The organism is Paenibacillus uliginis N3/975, from assembly GCF_900177425.1.
GTDB classification, from domain to species: Bacteria; Bacillota; Bacilli; order Paenibacillales; family Paenibacillaceae; genus Paenibacillus_AQ; species Paenibacillus_AQ uliginis.
Genome location: NZ_LT840184.1, coordinates 3,233,450 through 3,250,075, shown reverse-complemented (window position 1 = coordinate 3,250,075; position 16,626 = coordinate 3,233,450). Strand labels below are relative to the sequence as shown.

Annotated in this window: 15 protein-coding genes and 1 pseudogene; 1 reads left to right on the top strand and 15 read right to left on the bottom strand. The window is 42.3% G+C overall.

Annotated elements, in window-relative coordinates; translation table 11 throughout:
• The first annotated feature begins 83 nt into the window (after window positions 1-83).
• Window positions 84-782 carry a helix-turn-helix transcriptional regulator gene (locus tag B9N86_RS15260; RefSeq protein ID WP_244562708.1) on the top strand — a complete coding sequence of 233 codons (699 nt, stop codon included), beginning with the start codon at window positions 84-86 and terminating at the stop codon, window positions 780-782.
• A gap of 162 nt (window positions 783-944) precedes the next feature.
• On the opposite strand, the gene B9N86_RS15255 is transcribed toward B9N86_RS15260, so the two are convergent.
• The 15 genes and pseudogenes from B9N86_RS15255 to B9N86_RS15185 all read right to left on the bottom strand — a co-directional run bounded on the left by B9N86_RS15255 (window position 945) and on the right by B9N86_RS15185 (window position 16,430).
• Window positions 945-2,156 carry a macrolide family glycosyltransferase gene (locus B9N86_RS15255; protein ID WP_208914041.1) on the bottom strand — a complete coding sequence of 404 codons (1,212 nt, stop codon included), beginning with the start codon at window positions 2,154-2,156 and terminating at the stop codon, window positions 945-947.
• Between the two features lie 69 nt (window positions 2,157-2,225).
• A complete protein-coding gene (locus B9N86_RS15250; protein WP_208920409.1) occupies window positions 2,226-3,590 on the bottom strand; it encodes an MFS transporter in 1,365 nt (454 codons plus the stop codon).
• A 294-nt stretch (window positions 3,591-3,884) separates the two neighbouring features.
• The gene (locus tag B9N86_RS15245; RefSeq protein ID WP_241933695.1) at window positions 3,885-4,013 is read right to left on the bottom strand and encodes a hypothetical protein; all 129 of its coding nucleotides are present in this window, start codon (window positions 4,011-4,013) and stop codon (window positions 3,885-3,887) included.
• 88 nt (window positions 4,014-4,101) lie between these two features.
• Window positions 4,102-5,082, bottom strand: a pseudogene (locus B9N86_RS15240) (alpha/beta hydrolase family protein); the annotation flags it as partial.
• Between the two features lie 432 nt (window positions 5,083-5,514).
• Entirely contained in the window at window positions 5,515-7,890 is a 2,376-nt protein-coding gene (locus tag B9N86_RS15235; RefSeq protein ID WP_208914040.1) for a M13 family metallopeptidase, read from the bottom strand.
• 30 nt (window positions 7,891-7,920) lie between these two features.
• Window positions 7,921-8,670: an ABC transporter permease gene (locus tag B9N86_RS15230; protein WP_208914039.1), complete on the bottom strand. Its 750-nt coding sequence runs from the start codon at window positions 8,668-8,670 to the stop codon at window positions 7,921-7,923.
• Window positions 8,667-9,452, bottom strand: coding sequence for an ABC transporter permease (locus B9N86_RS15225; protein WP_208914038.1), 786 nt, complete (start codon window positions 9,450-9,452; stop codon window positions 8,667-8,669). Before B9N86_RS15225 ends, B9N86_RS15230 begins: the two co-directional genes overlap by 4 nt.
• Window positions 9,449-10,171: an ABC transporter ATP-binding protein gene (locus B9N86_RS15220; protein WP_425298546.1), complete on the bottom strand. Its 723-nt coding sequence runs from the start codon at window positions 10,169-10,171 to the stop codon at window positions 9,449-9,451. Before B9N86_RS15220 ends, B9N86_RS15225 begins: the two co-directional genes overlap by 4 nt.
• Before the next feature lie 83 nt (window positions 10,172-10,254).
• On the bottom strand, window positions 10,255-11,265 hold the full coding sequence (locus B9N86_RS15215) for a sensor histidine kinase (RefSeq protein WP_208914036.1): 1,011 nt from the start codon (window positions 11,263-11,265) through the stop codon (window positions 10,255-10,257).
• Window positions 11,262-11,939 (bottom strand): response regulator transcription factor, encoded by a 678-nt coding sequence (locus B9N86_RS15210; RefSeq protein WP_208914035.1) that lies wholly within the window; start codon window positions 11,937-11,939, stop codon window positions 11,262-11,264. The genes B9N86_RS15215 and B9N86_RS15210 overlap by 4 nt, the downstream gene beginning before the upstream one ends.
• A gap of 631 nt (window positions 11,940-12,570) precedes the next feature.
• Entirely contained in the window at window positions 12,571-12,834 is a 264-nt protein-coding gene (locus B9N86_RS15205) for a DUF4362 domain-containing protein (protein WP_208914034.1), read from the bottom strand.
• Entirely contained in the window at window positions 12,827-13,420 is a 594-nt protein-coding gene (locus tag B9N86_RS15200) for a hypothetical protein (RefSeq protein ID WP_208914033.1), read from the bottom strand. Before B9N86_RS15200 ends, B9N86_RS15205 begins: the two co-directional genes overlap by 8 nt.
• Window positions 13,421-13,494: 74 nt before the next feature.
• Entirely contained in the window at window positions 13,495-15,243 is a 1,749-nt protein-coding gene (locus tag B9N86_RS15195; RefSeq protein ID WP_208914032.1) for a S41 family peptidase, read from the bottom strand.
• 288 nt (window positions 15,244-15,531) lie between these two features.
• Window positions 15,532-15,681, bottom strand: coding sequence for a hypothetical protein (locus B9N86_RS15190; protein WP_208914031.1), 150 nt, complete (start codon window positions 15,679-15,681; stop codon window positions 15,532-15,534).
• A 101-nt stretch (window positions 15,682-15,782) separates the two neighbouring features.
• On the bottom strand, window positions 15,783-16,430 hold the full coding sequence (locus B9N86_RS15185) for an AAA family ATPase (protein WP_210190582.1): 648 nt from the start codon (window positions 16,428-16,430) through the stop codon (window positions 15,783-15,785).
• Between the last annotated feature and the right edge of the window lie 196 nt (window positions 16,431-16,626).

Sequence of the window (16,626 nt, the reverse complement as noted above, 5' to 3'; positions counted from 1 at the left end):
TGTCAGTTCATACATGATCTGATTCCGTAATTAAAAATGTACACATTCACGTCATTATCAAGGTTTTACAGTGGAGGTCTGCATTGAGACAAAATCAAAATAAAAAAGATGCCTCCATGAATACTCGGAGAGCCATCATCAATTTACTAAAAGAACATGCAGGTATGGATGTTGTGGCCCTTTCCGATCATTTTTCCCTGAACGGAATGGCGATTCGCCAACATTTAAATGCCTTGCAAGAAGAAGGGTTGGTTACATACGAAGAAGAGGCTCGTCCGATGGGCCGACCAACCAAACTATGGAAATTAACGCCTGCGGCTGATCGCTTTTTTTCAAGCGGATATTCGGATTTATCACTCAGTCTGATCCACTCGATGAAAGAGGCTTTTGGAAGCGAAGGCATGGATAAACTGCTGGCTGTCCGGAATAAAAAAATGCAAAAACAGTATCTGAATTACATTGGCGACACTTCCGTCACCAGAGAAAGGTTGGAGAAACTGGCGGAGATTCGGACCAATGAAGGGTATATGGCTGAGATCAAGCAAGAAGAAGATGGATGTTTTTTGTTTATTGAGAAGCATTGTCCGATTTGTGAAGCTGCTGCGACATGTGCCGGATTATGTAAAAACGAATTACAGTTGTTTCATCAAGTTCTTGGAAACGACGTAACTGTTGAGCGGGTTGAATATATTTTATCCGGAGGAAGAAGCTGCGTTTACAGGGTTCAAAAAATGGCTACAAAGAATCAGTCAACGAATCCTAACATCTCGCCATATATTTAATCTAGCATTTTTCATCAGAATACAATAACCCTGTGCTATTTAGTGTACAGGGTTATTTCGTTTTTAATAGGAGTAAGATTTACCTAAACTATAGTTTTTTTAAATTGTGGTAATTCCAAAACCTCTGGCACTGGAGTCTAGAAATGGTGTCTCTAAAGAGGATTACACTTTAGCAAAATGATTCATAATCATTTCTGCGGCCCGCTTGTAACCGCCGGCATTCCGTAAAGATTCACCGATGAGGTGAGCCTGCTTTTTATAAAGCGGATTGCTCAAAATTTCTGTTAATGCCTCTCTCAAATCAGTTGCGCTTAGCGTATGTTTATTTAAAGTGACACCCGCTCCCAACTCCTGCACCCGATTCGCGACAAGAGGCTGGTCCGAAGTTAGTGGAATCATCACCAAAGGGACGTTGTTATAAAGTGCCTCACTCGTACTGTTCATTCCAGCATGTGTAATAAAAACATCCGTATACTGCAGCATATCCAGCTGCGCAATGTATGGCTTGACGATAAAATTGTTAGGAATCCGATCAGCCAGCGGCTCCATACAAGTGTATCTTCCTGAAGATAGAACAACATTCACCGGCAAATCTCCAAATGCTTCAAAACAAAGCCGATAGAAATCCAAGTTTTTATTTAAAATGGTGCCCATGGAAATGTACACGGTTTGCGGGTAACGTTCACGAAGCAGCTCGAACGAGAAGGTCGGAGCATCTTGGCGCGGTATGATTGAAGGACCAGTGAAAATAAAACTATCGTCCAGTTTTTCTGCCTGCGGCTGAAAATAACGGCTTGTATATACGAGCTTTAACCGACCTGCATGTGCCGGAATCTCTTCCAGCGCTGGAATCCTCACTTGAAACTCTAGGGCTAACTCACGAGTTATCTTCATCGTGGTCTCATACAGTCCCTCAGTATCTGACTCCTTGTCATTCGAGCTTTGGCCAGCCCCTAAAGGTTCTACGAAAGCAAAGGAGGCGATTGAACACACCGCAGGAATTCCCAGCTTTTCTGCAAGAATAGTCCCTCCCCAGCCCATCAGGGAATCAAAGATCAAATAATCGAATTTTTGATTTTCAATCACTCGAAGCACATTGGGGATCATCCTCCGAATGATCCCGCCTACCATCATATAAATGAACTGATAAGGATGCTTGTACTCCTGCGGTTTCAAAACCGGATCATGAGAGAAGGCATCTTGCGGAAATGGATAGGTAAGTAACTGAGCTCCGGTTTGTTCAATTCGGGAACGGTACTCCTCCGTACACACATAGACAACTTCCTCGCCATTGTCAATCAACTGAGTAACTAATCCTAATGACGGATTCACATGGCCTTCAGCCGGTGTAATGACAACTAACACACGTGCCATCTTTTTTACCTCCCAATGTAATAATTCACCCCGTTCTTCGTGATGGATTTAACGACGATCCGTTATCTGTTACATGGGAAGATTCTCCTTCGCATGGCTTATCGGATGATGTTCTTGATGAACGAGTTCTGTGATTCGTAAGGATGCTAAGAAACTTAACAAAACAAATAATAATTGGAGGGCTAACACCATCAAAACTCCCGTTGATATGCCCCACTGCAATGTTTCGGCCAAGGCGATCAGTGCACCGCTTACACCAATGCTCACTGCCACATAGAAGGAATCTACGAATTGGAGATTGGCGGACATTTTCCCCTCTTTCCCCTGTTCGGCATGTTGTAAAGCAATGGCTGCAGTTGTAGGATTGGCTAATCCAACACCGAACCCTGTAATCATTTGTGAGACCAAGATGAGTGTAACTCCACTGTTTGTCATGAAAAGCGCTAGCATCACAAGTACAGTTCCAGAAATCATGATCCCGATTCCCAATATGACTCTGTGCTTGCGGCCAACACCGCGATCTCGTACATCGAGTCTCGCTTGTAACCACGCGGCAGCGGACCAGCTTAGAGAGCCTGCTGCTACAATCAGGCCAGCAAGGTCTGCCGATAACCCCTTCATTTCGGTTAGTGCAAGGATTACGAAACTCTCCGTTGCAAAATAACAAGCGACATACAGCCCTCTGGAAACCAACGTTGCGGGCAGCCCTTTTTTCACCGAAAAAGTGCCTAGGGGCAGAAGTTTGCGCATTAGCGGAACCATGACGATTAATCCACCAAAAGCGAGTGCCATTCCTCCCCAAACGGTAATCATTCCGAGCCCCGTGAGTAACAGCCCCGTTCCAATGGCAAGTAGAATTGCCTGGATGATCTTCGTATCGGCTGTTTGGGTTGAATCAGTCAAAGCTTGTTTGAGCTGCAAATTACGGAACGTGCGGTATGTTAGACTAATGGCCAATACAAGCAAGGGTAATACAATCCAGAAAACAAATCGCCACGAGACATAGGAGGCAATAAGACCTGCCATATAAGGTCCAATTAAGGAAGGCAGAACAAAGGCCAAGGAGAATGCTGCCAAGATTTGAGTACGAAGAGCATCCGGGTAGTGCAACGTTACACAGGCATACACACATGTGATCAGCGCTCCCGCTCCAAAACCCTGAAGAGCTCTTCCGGCAATAAGCATGTGCATATGAAGAGAAATAGCCGCAACTACGGTACCTATCACAAAAACACTGAAAGAGACAAGCAAGGATGTAAAAACGCCCCGTTTGTCAACTTGTTGCCCCATGACCAGAGTCCCTACAAGCTGAGACAACAAAAATGCACTGAAGATCCAACCATACAAATGAATGCCCTGCAAGCTTTGTGCCAATTTCGGGGCAATTGTTGTTATAGCCAGCCCTTCAAAAGCTACGGTTGCCAGAACCAGCATAATACCAATCGTCACCGCCCTGTACTGGGTATCGAATATCCCAACATGATTGTTCTTTGTCACTTCCACCTCCATAAATACATGAATTAATGGAAAATTAAACCTGTTCCACGCCCTTAATATAAATTACCAATCCTACTTTGTAAAGGAAAAACTTTAAAAAGTAAGATTGGTAGAAGCAAGTTGAGTACTTCAACGGATATGTACCGCTTGAAGTTTAAGTTCTGCAGAATAACTCCGAGTGTGGGAATGAATTTCTAACCCCTCAATTCCGTACAACTCATAGCGATGTCGTCATTTCACTAAGGTCGTAACGCTGATGTTATGTTTTTTTGCTACTTCCACACGGCTGCTCTGTCCTGCTTTTAACTCCTGTACGATGGCTAGTTTCTCAATCGCATTGTATTCGTTCTTCTTAGACAAAGGAAAACTCCCCTTCAAGTAGCGGTTTATTTATTAAACCTGTCTACTTGAAGGGGAGCATATCAAAATCGGTAGCCTGTTCCGTAATTTATAATAGCGAGGTTACGAACTTCACCTCCGGAAAGCGGCTATCCGGTCCTTTCATTAAGATTCCGCCTTGATTTTTCAGATACATATCGAAGAAATCTAGCATATAGGCATTGATAACGGAGTTCGCTCTTTCGGGCGCAATCTTTCCTGTAATGCCCAGCATTTTAAAAATTGGAGAAATGAACTGTACGTCGGCAAAATCCAAATGCTCCGTATTTTCGATATAGAGGAATTGTCCCCCTTCGTCGACCGTTTCGCGCATCCGTTCAAGCTCCAACTTTTTATCTTCCGTTACTTGATCCATCCACTCTCTTGTTGAGCCCATACGGTTAAGCTCTGCATCCGTGTAGACCCGGTTATCCATCACCATTTTTAATTTTTCGAATTCGCTTTCCGAGTTGATGAACAAAAACGGCTTTCGCAGACCCTCTCTGTCACGCAGTCGATAAAGCCCTCCATCAAGGTCTATTCCAACCGCGATTCGCGGATCGTAAGAAGCGTCATAGGCCGTCGCTCCGCCGATGGAATGACCGAACACCCCGACATGACCGAGATCAATCCTCCCTTTTAGATGACTTGGAATCTGCCCCGATTGGATGAGCTCGAATTGGTCCAGCGCAAACGCCACATCGCCGGTTAAAACTTTTCCCAACTTGTCGCGATTACCGCTTTCCGTCCGGTAATCATGGTCGGGCGAGAATAAGTCGTTGGTTCTGATGGTCGTGATTCGACCGTCCGGAAACTCGGTTGCAAATGTATTGTAGGTGTGGTCGATCACTGCCACGATATATCCGTGACTCGCGAGATTTTCGGCTTGCGACGTGTGGAGGAACCTGGAAGAGCCGAAGCCGGGATTCGCAAGGATCAGCGGGTATGAAGTCTGTGCCGAAGAGACTTCGGCCCCCGAATAAGCATGACTGGATACGTACTTCAGGTGTTGAAAAGTAAACCCGGGAAGGCCATAGTTCGCGGCCATATAAACTTTCTTTCATTGATAGCCATTGTAATGTAGCTGGATCGGTGATTGAATATTGATTCTCCCAGCTATCCCATAGTGATTTGGAAAAATCAGATAGCTCAAATGAATGTACCAATAAGAGAGAGCCATATCAATGGCAATGTAACTAATTTTTCTAGTTCAGCACCAAGGAGTTGTGTTATCTTTCTACTAGAAGAGACACTCATGATGCAACGTCCCTCCTATGGAATATAATAGCTGCAACAATGAAAAGAACGACTACATGACTAAACCATCTATGAATGGGGTTTGAAATCTGTCGCAGCCGCTACAAGTGTCTCAATCAAAGTAAAAAAAGCTGGCGCCGGTAGGTTTCCGGAGCCAGCTTTTTCAGCTTCGTTAATTTCATTGTCCCTTAATCGGGGCAAAATAAAAGGCTTATTTATTGCAGGCTTACCAAATGCTCACGCGGTCTTTAGGAGCGACGTACATGGCATCCTTTTCGGTTACTTCGTATGCTTTATAGAACTCTGGGAAGTTGGAAACGGTACGGTTTACGCGTACTTTGTTTGCTGAATGCGGGTCGATTGTCGACCGATACGCAGCCGCTTCCTTACTCATGGTCATACGCCAGATCGTTGCATTAGCTTCAAAGTAGGCTTTGAGATCCGGGTTTTCCATTTTGGACAGCACTTGAAGCGATACGGCCATACCACCAAGGTCAGCGATATTTTCGCTTACTGTCAGCTTGCCGTTATTATACACGCCAGGAATCACTTCAACATGGTCATAGTAGGAAATAACCTGTTCGCATTTTTCCTGGAACTTTTTAAAATCTTCCGGAGTCCACCAGTTAACCGCATTTCCGTTTTCATCGTATGCAGAACCTAAATCATCAAAAGCATGGCTGATTTCATGCGCAATGACCATGCCGATCGCTCCCAAATTCGTTTCACGTTTGGCCTTGATATCATAAAATGGAGCTTGCAGAATGCCCGCTGGGAACACAATTTCGTTATTCGACGGATTATAATAAGCATTTACCTCATAGGTGCTCATCACCCAGCTGCTTTTATCGACAGGTTGTCCAAGCGAAGCGATTGATTGTTTTTTGAGTACTTTATTGATTGCCACTATGTTGTCAAACAGCGATCCGCCGTCCGCAAAAGTTTTAATCGAAGCATCCTTCAAGTAATCATTCCACTGATCTGGATATCCGATTTTGATCGTCATTTTATCCAGCTTTTTGATGGCTTTGGCTTTGGTTGCTTCAGACAACCAGTCAAGTGTTTTGATCCGTTCTTTATAAACCTCGATAAACTGCTTAACCATCTGTTCAACGTCTTGTTTGGCTTCTTTCGTGAAATATTTTTCTACGAATTCCTGGCTTAGATACTGGCTCATGACGGCTTGGGTGGTCATTACCGCCAATTCTTCGTTTGTTTTTGTACCTTCAATGCCAAACATTTGGGCTTCAAATTCATTTGCCAATTTCAGAAAATCATCCGATAAAGTGCCAAAGGAATTTATTAACAAAGTGCCGCCGGCTTTCATCAACAAAGTGGCTTTGGCGTAGGCTTTGAGCTTGTCCAGATTTTTCTCGTTCAATACTTCCGCGCTTTTATTCAATAATCCAACGTCGGTTACAATCACTTTGTCCGCTTTATCGACATGGAATTCTTTCATATATTTGCCCATATCGATCGATTTAAAGAGTTTAACGAATTTTTCTTTGGTGTAAGGATTGTATGATTTATCTACTTTTCCCTGATCTTGAAGGTCCATGGTGGATGCAGCAAGTTCTTTTTCGAATGCGTACACATCTTCGGCTTGCGCTTTTGCCGTTTTCTCGTCAGTACCGGACAGCACAAACAATTTGGTCAGATAGTTCGTGTACACTTGTTTAGTCTTTTCGTCGCCGGAGACATAGCTGTTTTTGTCAAGGTTTGTGCTAAGGGGTGAGAAATACAGCGCATTGACGTTACTGTCCCTCTCGTCAGGAATCACAAAAAAATGCAGCAAATCGCCTTTCGAGATTTCTTTCTCCATCTTCATACTGGCATCAAATAATTCCCTGACGGAGGAAGCCTTGTCCAGAGCGTCTAAATAAGGTGCAATCGGCTTGATCCCTTGCTTGTTTCGGTTTTCCATATCGAGTACCGATTTGTAGAAATCGGCGATTTTTTGCTCTTTAGAGCCTGTTGGGTTTTGTTTTTTCACAAGATCATCGATGATTGCTTTAGTCCGGTTTTCATTGGCTTTTGCCAGCTCGTAAAACGCGGCGTTGGCCATTTCACCTGCTGGGATCTTGGAGTCGTTCAGCCATTTTTTATTGACGTATTCATAATAATCATCGCGTGGATTCGTGCCTTCAAGGGCCATGATCCGATTTGTCAGCGTAATCAGTTGTTCTTTCGTGAGATGATCGGAAACGCCGAGTTTGCCGTCCGAACCGGTGACCACACCAGAAGCGATCAGCTTGGCGATTTCGTCTTGTGCCCATTTCGGCACGTCGGTAAAGGATGCGGAGGTATTGGCTACTCGCAAATCATTGCCTTTTGGCGCAGGCAGGTCCGAAAACGCGCGGCCCAGCATGATCAAAGCTTCAATTCTGGAAACTTCCTGATCTTCTCTTGCCTCTCCTTTGCCGTAACCTTTCAAAATATCTTCTTTTTTGATGCCCGGATTGTAGTCATCTGCGGCATTCAGCAAAAATTCTACAACTTCTCCCCGTGTTAGGTTCGGTTTGGCTTCTTGTGCCAGCACGGATGTAGGCAACGCGGTCAGGAACAATGATGAGGACAATAATAATGCTGCAATTTTTTTCAAGTCGTCTCCCCCTAATGATGAAACCTAAAGTTAGGCATCTCGTTTACGGTAAAATACAATAGCTACTGAAATAAAGATCAGTGTCCATAACATTAAAATACCTGTCCCTTGCATTGGTGTAAGGATATTTATTTCATTAGAGGAAGGCAGCATATACATATAATATCCTGCCGTATCCGGAAAATAATTAGGTAGAAAATCTCTCGACAATGGACTGACAATGAAATAATAACCAAGAAGTATTACTAAGGCAGGAGTGGTTCGTCTCAGTAAAGCACCTATAGCTGCACTGAGAAGTGTGGTTAATGTTAGATAGCCTGCTGCACCTGCTAATGTTTTTATCATGGTGTCTATTTCAAACTCTACTGCTGTGTCTCTCATCATAATAAAAGTATATAGTACACCTGATGCAGCAATAATAAATGCCACAGGAATGGTTATAATCGCCAATACCAAATGCTTCGTGGATAATTGAAACCCACGCCAAGATATCGTAGTTAAAGTAGTTCGAATCTGTCCACCAGTATACTCCGAACAAGTAGCTAAGATACCAAGAATAATGAACCCTGCTTGAAGATATCCCATAGAAGCAAGTCCTATATTCAGTATACTTTGCGTTCCTGCTGCCCCTTGTAGACCAACAGAAGTAAAAGCTGCGGTTAAAACTAAATTAAGAATGAATGTACCAACAAGAGTGAGCCATATCAATGGTAATGTAACTAATTTATCCAGTTCAGCACCAAGGATTTGTGTTATCTTTCTACCAGATGAGACATTCATGATGCAACGTCCCTCCTATGGAATACAATAGCTGCAACAATGAAAAAAACGGCTACCCAAGCAAACATGACTAAACCGCCTGTGAACGGGGTGTGAAATCTATCGAATAAACTGCCTGTGGACGGAGTGTGAAATTTGTCGCTAGTAAACATAAACATTTCAAGGCCAGCCCGATCTGGTAAGTAGAACGCCAACTTTGTAATCTTAGAAAGCAGGACACTAAATGATACAACGGATGAATTTATCATGAGCACAGCAAGCGGGATGATGCCATTCTTAGTTAGCAAAGTAATCCCAAGTGCTAAATGAGCGGTGAATGTCCAGTAACAAACTGCACCGATCAGTCTAGACCATTCAAATGCAGGGGCATATTCACCAAGAATTAGATTTGTTGCTGACGCAGTTGTCATAATAGCAACCATACAAAGCAGTATGCTGATCACTGTCACAGCGCCTGCTTTTGCCAGCAAAAAATGAAGCCGGGATGAAACAACAGTTAAACTTGTTGTAATCTGTTGCCCTCCACCAGATTCACTGCTCTCTGTCAAATACTCACTGCTGACAGCAAGCACACCAAGAATAATGACACCTTGCACACCAAAACCTAATCCCGAATAGCCAATTTCCGATAGCCGTGTGCTAACTCCAGCTATAATATCCTCTTTTTCTACTATACTGTCGAAGGCAGCAATGACCGCTGGGGCAAATGCTCCAATAAGAAAGGCAAGCCAAATGCCAGGCAGGGAGAACAATTTAGATAGTTCCGCGTTGAATGCTCTCATACAACATCACCTGCATGTTCAGATGTCAGGGCAAAAAAGGCTTCCTCCAGCGTAGAATGGTTACCTATTATTTCTTCCAATGTTCCATCTGCAACGATGTTTCCATGATTAATAATCACCACATCATCAACCGTCTCTGCAAGCTCTCCCATGAGATGACTGGATAGCAACACCGTGTTACCAGACGCAGCACGTTCACGTAAAAATGTCCGAATCCAGCGAATTCCTTGTGGGTCGAGCCCGTTTACGGGTTCATCTAAGACCAATATTTCGGGATCACCAAGAAGTGCAGCTGCCATTCCAAGTCTTCTCCCCATCCCAAGGGAATAATCCCCGACCCTTTTCCCAGCTGCATTAGTAAGACCTACTATTTCCAGAACTTCCTCGACACGTGAGCGAGACAATCCTGCGGCACGAGCAATCCAACGTAAATGTGCCCGTCCTGTTCGCATACGATGAGCTCCAAATCCATCAAGTGCAGCACCTATTGTTGCTAGAGGATTATGTAATTCTGCGAATGGCTTTCCATTAATTAGTGCACTCCCTGAGGTGGCACGATCTAATCCAAGCAGGATGCGAAGTGTAGAACTTTTACCTGCCCCATTTGGACCTAAAAAACCAGTTACTCTACCTGGTCTAGCTTTAAAACTGATACCTGATAAGATTTCTTGAGTTCCGCGATGTTTGACTAAGTTATTAATTGTAAGCAACCATAACACTTCCTTTCTGTTATGGTTCTAATTATAAAGAAGCAAAGTTACATCTCGGTTATCATGCTGTTTACTTCTGGGTTAACTTTAGGTTAAGCTCTACCAATAGCTACTCTTGTGCCATTTTCATTTGATGTAAAGTCAGCTTTCAGCTTCATTTTTTTCAACATATAATTTGAAGCCGATAAACCAATTCCCGCCCCACGCTCATAGGAAGAGTTATCCATACCTGGACCTCTGTCTGCAACAATGATCTGTTCTTGTTCTACATCAACCACAATGTTTGCATATTTCCCCTCTGCTGCATGACGAAGAATATTCTGAAATAAATTATCCAGAACTCGTGTCATCCATTTAGGATCTGCTTCCCAATAAAAAGTCTCCTCTGACGGTAAATCAACATCGAGTTGAATTTCTTTTTCTTCAAATACAGGATACCACGCAGCAACAGATGCTCTTACTAAACGTCCAATATCTGTTGAAGTGGGATGAAAAGGATGTTTCCCTGATGTAAGCAATGTATAGGAAAGTAAATCATCCATTAGATCTCCGACTCTTGTAATCGTATGGTTCATCTCTGTTAATGAGTTTTGTCCTTCTAAACTTATTGATTCTTTATTTAATCTGGTGACATGTCCTCTCAAAATGGTAAGTGGCGTTCGTAAGTCGTGAGATAAATTCGCAATGAGACGATGTCGTAATAATTCCTCTTCATATTCTCGCTTGCGACTGTCTTCAAGCTGCTGAATCATCCAATTAAAAGAACTTCCTAACTGGTCTATTTCATCCATACGATCCGTTTGAACAGATATTGGTTTAGGAAACGAGTTATTATTAGCTGAAAATGACATGACTTCCTGTAAGCGGGTGAGACGTTTACGAAGTCTCAAGAAGAAAAGCCAAGACATTACAACAAATGCGACAATAATAAAACCAAACAAAAGTAATATAACGTAAAATAGATTTAACGTATTCAAATCTTCTTCATTGATACCCGAAAAGTCAATGAACGCAGAGAAGAAAATAAGCACAATTGGAGGAAAAAAGATAAATAGAAAATGTCCTTTTAGAAAACGACGAAATAATGATCTAGTCTGTTTCATAGTTTCACCCGATAGCCTATTCCCTTCAATGTTTCAATAATCTCTGGGGAATCTGGATTACGTTCCAACTTTTGACGCAGTCGACGGATATGCACCATTAATGTTTTATCCCCAGTTATATAAGCTTCTTCCCAAATTGCTTCATAAATTTGTTCTTTTGGTAAAACTTGATTAGGGTGGCGTAAGAAATACATTAAAATTTGATGCTGTTTCCCTGTCAATATAATTTCTTCACCTGTGCGTTTGTCAAATACCATTTGGGCTTCTGGGTCTACTTCAATATGATTTCCTAATGAAATGCGTTCGGAATGTGTTCCACCACTTCGACGGATTAATACTTCTAATCTTGCAACTAATTCATCCGTATGGAATGGTTTCGTTAAATAGTCATCAGCAAATTGTAAACCATCTACCTTGTCATCTATCGATGTTCGAGCAGATAACAGCAAAATAGGAACAGCAGGAGCTGCCTTTTTTAATCGTTTTCCCACAGTAAATCCGTCTAAACCGGGTAACATGATATCCAAAATAACTATTTCATGCTGATTTACTTCTTTTTCCGCTCCTTCACCAGAAAGCAGCCACTGAACTGAAAATCCTCGCTGTTCCAATTCTTCTTTTACCCAACTGCCTATTTTCTCATTATCTTCAATATATAATACGTTTCTTTTCAAGTAACATCCCTCTCTCTAAATTGAGTTCACTATTAGACAGATTAACACAATCTAAAAAATGGTTTCCAGTTAAGAACATTTATTATAGTGGATCTCTATTTTAGTACCATTTGAAACATAATTGCCGATAACTCGAAACTCATCGGCGACGAGTTTCCGAACTTCATCTTCAAATTGATCCTGGGTCTTTCTCCTTCCTTCAATAAAGCACTTTCTGCATCTTGTGCCGTTGATGAACAAATACGGTCTAATCGATATTTCAGAACTACATTTGTTATGTCTTATGGTGATCTTGGTATTAGCGTTTAAAAAGTTCCAAGAACTGTGTACTCGTCTCCCACTAAATTATAAACCTTAATCTTATAATGTTCTGTGGTCATCTTCATCAAGATATCACCTGTTCCCCCTCCATTTATTAACACATTTTACCACGCTACTCATTTTCTCGGGTATTGAAAATAAATAAGGGATAAGGCTTCTACAATGTAGCCACATTTGTGTCAAAATCCTACAATGTGGTCACATTTGTTCATTTTTCCATGACACAAATCTTACCACATTAAAATAAAAAAGCCCTAAGAATCAGGCTTTAGTGCTTTATGTAATGGGGACACTTTTGTGTCATTAGACATCACACATCTGATTTCGTACAAGTCGTTTTCTGTACCCCTTTGTTCTGACCTCCGAATCCGTCCCAAGAGTTATCGTAAGTATATAGAATTTCTTCTCCATTAAACTCGAGATCTATATATATTGGATCACCTTCGTCAGTGTAACGAGCAAGCGCAACACGGCTGCTTGTCTTATTCAAATAATCATCATAGAACTTCTCTAGTTTATCTACATTAACTAACCCAGGAGGCCCTGCAACAACATAGCCCACTCTATTACTCATCACGCTGATATCTATGCATCAATTTATTAGACAGGGCCAACGCCTCTTCACGAGTGGACGCAGGTGCCGCAATTATATATCCATTTTCGCTGTCCCAATTAACAGTTTGCTGAAGATCCTCCTCAGACTTATTGGTTAAATTCTGTTCATTAGCCATATTCAAAAGAAACGCCACTTGACTAACATCCTTGTTAGTGAACAATAAATGCGAGACATAGCTATTACTTCCCTTTGTAGCTCCCCTCTGATCAAAGTAAAAATAAGGATATACCATGACACCAAAGCCTTCACTAAAAAAACTTATCTCCAAATTACGCTGATCCGGTGGCACGGGGATTTGTTCTCCAACAATATTTATTTCACCTTTAAAGGTACGCTGACCCATCAGGGTTGTATACAGCTTGCCTCGAATAACTACCGTTGCCTGTTCCGCATCTGCCTTCGCCCCATCGGAGCCAAGTTTATACTTAATACCCGTCAACGTTACATTGACTGAATGAGGAAGTATTTTATATACCACCCACGCCGCACAAACAGCGATAACTGCAACAATTAAGCTGATTAATATGACCCGTCTAGTCTTCATCTCATTCCTCCCTAAAAAAATCAGGCCCCGGAAGTGTATAGCTGTTCATTTATATTCCAAATACACTTTCATAATTAATAATCACCTTTAATTAATTCAACAGCTCTCTCAATATACTCGTCTCTGCCTTCCATAATCCCTTCAATGGTAGGATCAAGACGAATATCTGGCTGCAATCCTATTCTTTGTGTTGGGTTTTTATCTGGATCAAATATGCCGAGTCCACTTATAGCGGTTTTTATTTTTCCTGGAAGCATAATGATACGTATATCACCATCAGTTCCAGCAGACGGCCTACCGAGAACTATGGAGTTTTCTGTATTTCTAAGGGACATCGTTGTAAACTCGCCTTGACTAGCAGTATGTTCATTGATTAGAATCACTACTTTCCCTTTATAAACCTCGGCATTTGTTTCTTGGGGCTTCCCTGAAACCATAGGCTCAAGGTAATAAAATTCACCGGGTATTGGACGATTGGGGACCGATACTGTGGCAAACTCTTTTTCAGAAGCGATCAGATATTTGGCTAATTCATAAGTAAGTATGCTAGAAGGGTAGTTTCTAAGATCTACAATTAGCCCTTTAGTGTTCCACCACTTTTTCATGATTTTATCAATCTCTCCATCTTTCAAGAGACCCGCATTAATATAGTAGATTTCTCCACTCTCCATTGCTTGTGATTTCGTATCAACCAGGAAATTAATGTCTTGTTGACTGCCTACTGCACTAATGTTCATCTTATTTCCCTGCCGAATGACAGTAACGTCCGTATTCTTCTGTTCAGTTCGGAATAAATCAAGAAAAAATAAGCTGGCCGTGTCTTCTCGCAACTGTGATATATATTTTCTTCTATCTTCTAATAATTCATCTATATTTTTGTCGCCTACTTTTAATACAATGTCTCCGACCTCAAGTCCACACTTGTTAATTACTTTATTTATAACAATCTGATTGTTAATTTCGATAAAGTTTACGGGAAGCCGATACGTTCCAAAATAATCAGTAATCGTCTCTCTATCTTTGCCCACCAAATATGCATGAGAATCATGTATTCTAGTTGTCAGTTCTGCTAAGGTCATGAAATAGGAGTCATAATCCGATCCATCTACCATTTTAGGGATAAACTCCAGAAGCACTCGATCCCAATCTTCTCCGATGACATCTTTATACGGATAGTAATATTCGATAATATTCCAGTAGCGGAATAAACCTAGCAACCTGTAGCCTGTATCTTCGAAATTCATATAAGAGTACGGGGTTTCATTTCCCATAGACGGAAAGAATGAATCTTCCTTAAAACTAACATATGCATATTCTCGTTCTGAAATATTAGAATCCAGAAGCTTCGATAATTCAAGACTCAAGCCCGTTCCGAGATATTCTTCATCCTTGGACCAATCTGTAGATGGACTGAGCTGTATGGAATCTTCGGAAAATTGATATTGATCATCAAGCTCTCCAGAAATGGACTCGCTGCCTAATGAATGAACCCACTCATAGAGAATTGAATTCACATCTGAATTTTCTTCTAAAATAGAGGGCATCACCCGAAACAGCTCATAATCCCAATTTACATCTCCAGATACAACCTTAGGATGATAGTATTTCACCACTCCCCATACCTTACTGAGCTTAGCAAAATCCACGATCTTTTGTTCAGAAAGGCTGGAAAATTTCATTCCACTTCCTTGGTCAAATTCCTGCTCCTTCTCTCTCCCGAGTTGATGAGTCTCTTGTGATGTAGAACATCCTGCAATAATAAAAATTAGCAATACACTGAAAAACACCAGGGACTTCCAGTTCCTTCTTTTTCCTTCTCCCACCTTTTTCCCACCTTTCAGCTCAACAATTTATCTTTTTGTCATTCTTGCAAATCTAGGACCTGCTTCACCTATCTCAGCAAATCTACATGTCATTTTTTACCAATTTTATAAACTATCCCTCAAAATCTCTAGTGTAAATAAAAAACCCCAGCCTTATATAGCTCTTATCCTAGGCTGGGGCGTATGTTGTCTGAGCTTTCACCCTGATTATACATCTAAATAACCATAAAGGTGATAGCCCAGTATCAAATAATGACAGATTAGATTTGCGTGTTGTTCATTCAGGCATTAATGTTCCTCATACAATTCATTCATAAATTTCCCGGCACTAATGATCCCCTTCTTTCGCTTCCTCCAGAAAGGAATGACAGCACAGCCAACCGTGAAATAATGTCTCTTAATGATCTTGCTCGATCCCATAGAGTTTTCCATTCTCATTCTTTACCACCATTGGACTATATAGAGGTGCCGACTGGCATCGCATTATTCCCTGCAGATATTTTGTTGCCGCCCAAGGAATGGGCTGTACGTAACCTTCGTCAGCGTATGCTCGACCGGATGTATTCGGCGCGGTCTTCGATGCTGCAACGCGGAAGCTCGACTAATTCGTATCCAAGCTCGGTGTAAACGGCCGCCATCGTGTCAAAGGTTCGGAGAGCTGTCTTCAGATCCTGTTTTCGTTCGGCATCCTGACGATATATGTCCGGCCAGGGCGGGGCGATAAAGACGCGTTTATTGTAGCGAAATAATTCGCCAGCGCGCTGGATATGAACCGGAACATCCAACCCCTCCAGTCGAAGATACCCGATGACGTCAGGCACACCTCGATCAAACAGCACGGGGGCGGTATTTCCTTGCTTCAGTTCTTGTTGGTATGAACGCATTTCCCAAGATAGCATGAGCTCTGCGAAGAGTATTCTGTCTTTCCAAGGCAGAGCGGCACCGCCAATCATCGTCTGCTCCTGGATGATGCTTCGTCCCGCTTCGACCGACCGCATGAAGCCTTGCCGTTCAAGATAATCGAGGAGTGTACTCTTCCCTGAGCCAGGGCCACCTGTGATGACAAAAAAATGATGTCCTTCTAACTGCATAAAATCCTCCTTAGATAGAGCTTGGATAGGCGAGTTCGGCCCGTCCGTGGTTTCGTTGATCGTAGAATGAATAGAGTAGGTGCGGTCAACTTTCAAGCATGGCGAGGCAATAAGCATCGGATGTGGTGACAGATGAGGATTGCAGCGGGGTAGTTGTAGGCACATGCAATCTGTAAGAGGTGAACTACGAAGTGATTAAATTCTATGGGGCATTATATCATACAGTCGAAAAACATGCTTCAACAGTTTAGCAGGAAATGGCTCCGCGGGCGGCCGCGGATCGATCGGCGCA

Coding starts and splice junctions, on each gene's coding strand:
- B9N86_RS15225 (WP_208914038.1), bottom strand. CDS start 9,452: ATGAGAGCATTCAACGCGGAACTATCTAAATTGTTCTCCCTGCCTGGC.
- B9N86_RS15255 (WP_208914041.1), bottom strand. CDS start 2,156: ATGGCACGTGTGTTAGTTGTCATTACACCGGCTGAAGGCCATGTGAAT.
- B9N86_RS15205 (WP_208914034.1), bottom strand. CDS start 12,834: ATGAGTAATAGAGTGGGCTATGTTGTTGCAGGGCCTCCTGGGTTAGTT.
- B9N86_RS15190 (WP_208914031.1), bottom strand. CDS start 15,681: ATGAGAATGGAAAACTCTATGGGATCGAGCAAGATCATTAAGAGACAT.
- B9N86_RS15250 (WP_208920409.1), bottom strand. CDS start 3,590: ATGCTGGTTCTGGCAACCGTAGCTTTTGAAGGGCTGGCTATAACAACA.
- B9N86_RS15215 (WP_208914036.1), bottom strand. CDS start 11,265: ATGAAACAGACTAGATCATTATTTCGTCGTTTTCTAAAAGGACATTTT.
- B9N86_RS15200 (WP_208914033.1), bottom strand. CDS start 13,420: ATGAAGACTAGACGGGTCATATTAATCAGCTTAATTGTTGCAGTTATC.
- B9N86_RS15230 (WP_208914039.1), bottom strand. CDS start 8,670: ATGAATGTCTCATCTGGTAGAAAGATAACACAAATCCTTGGTGCTGAA.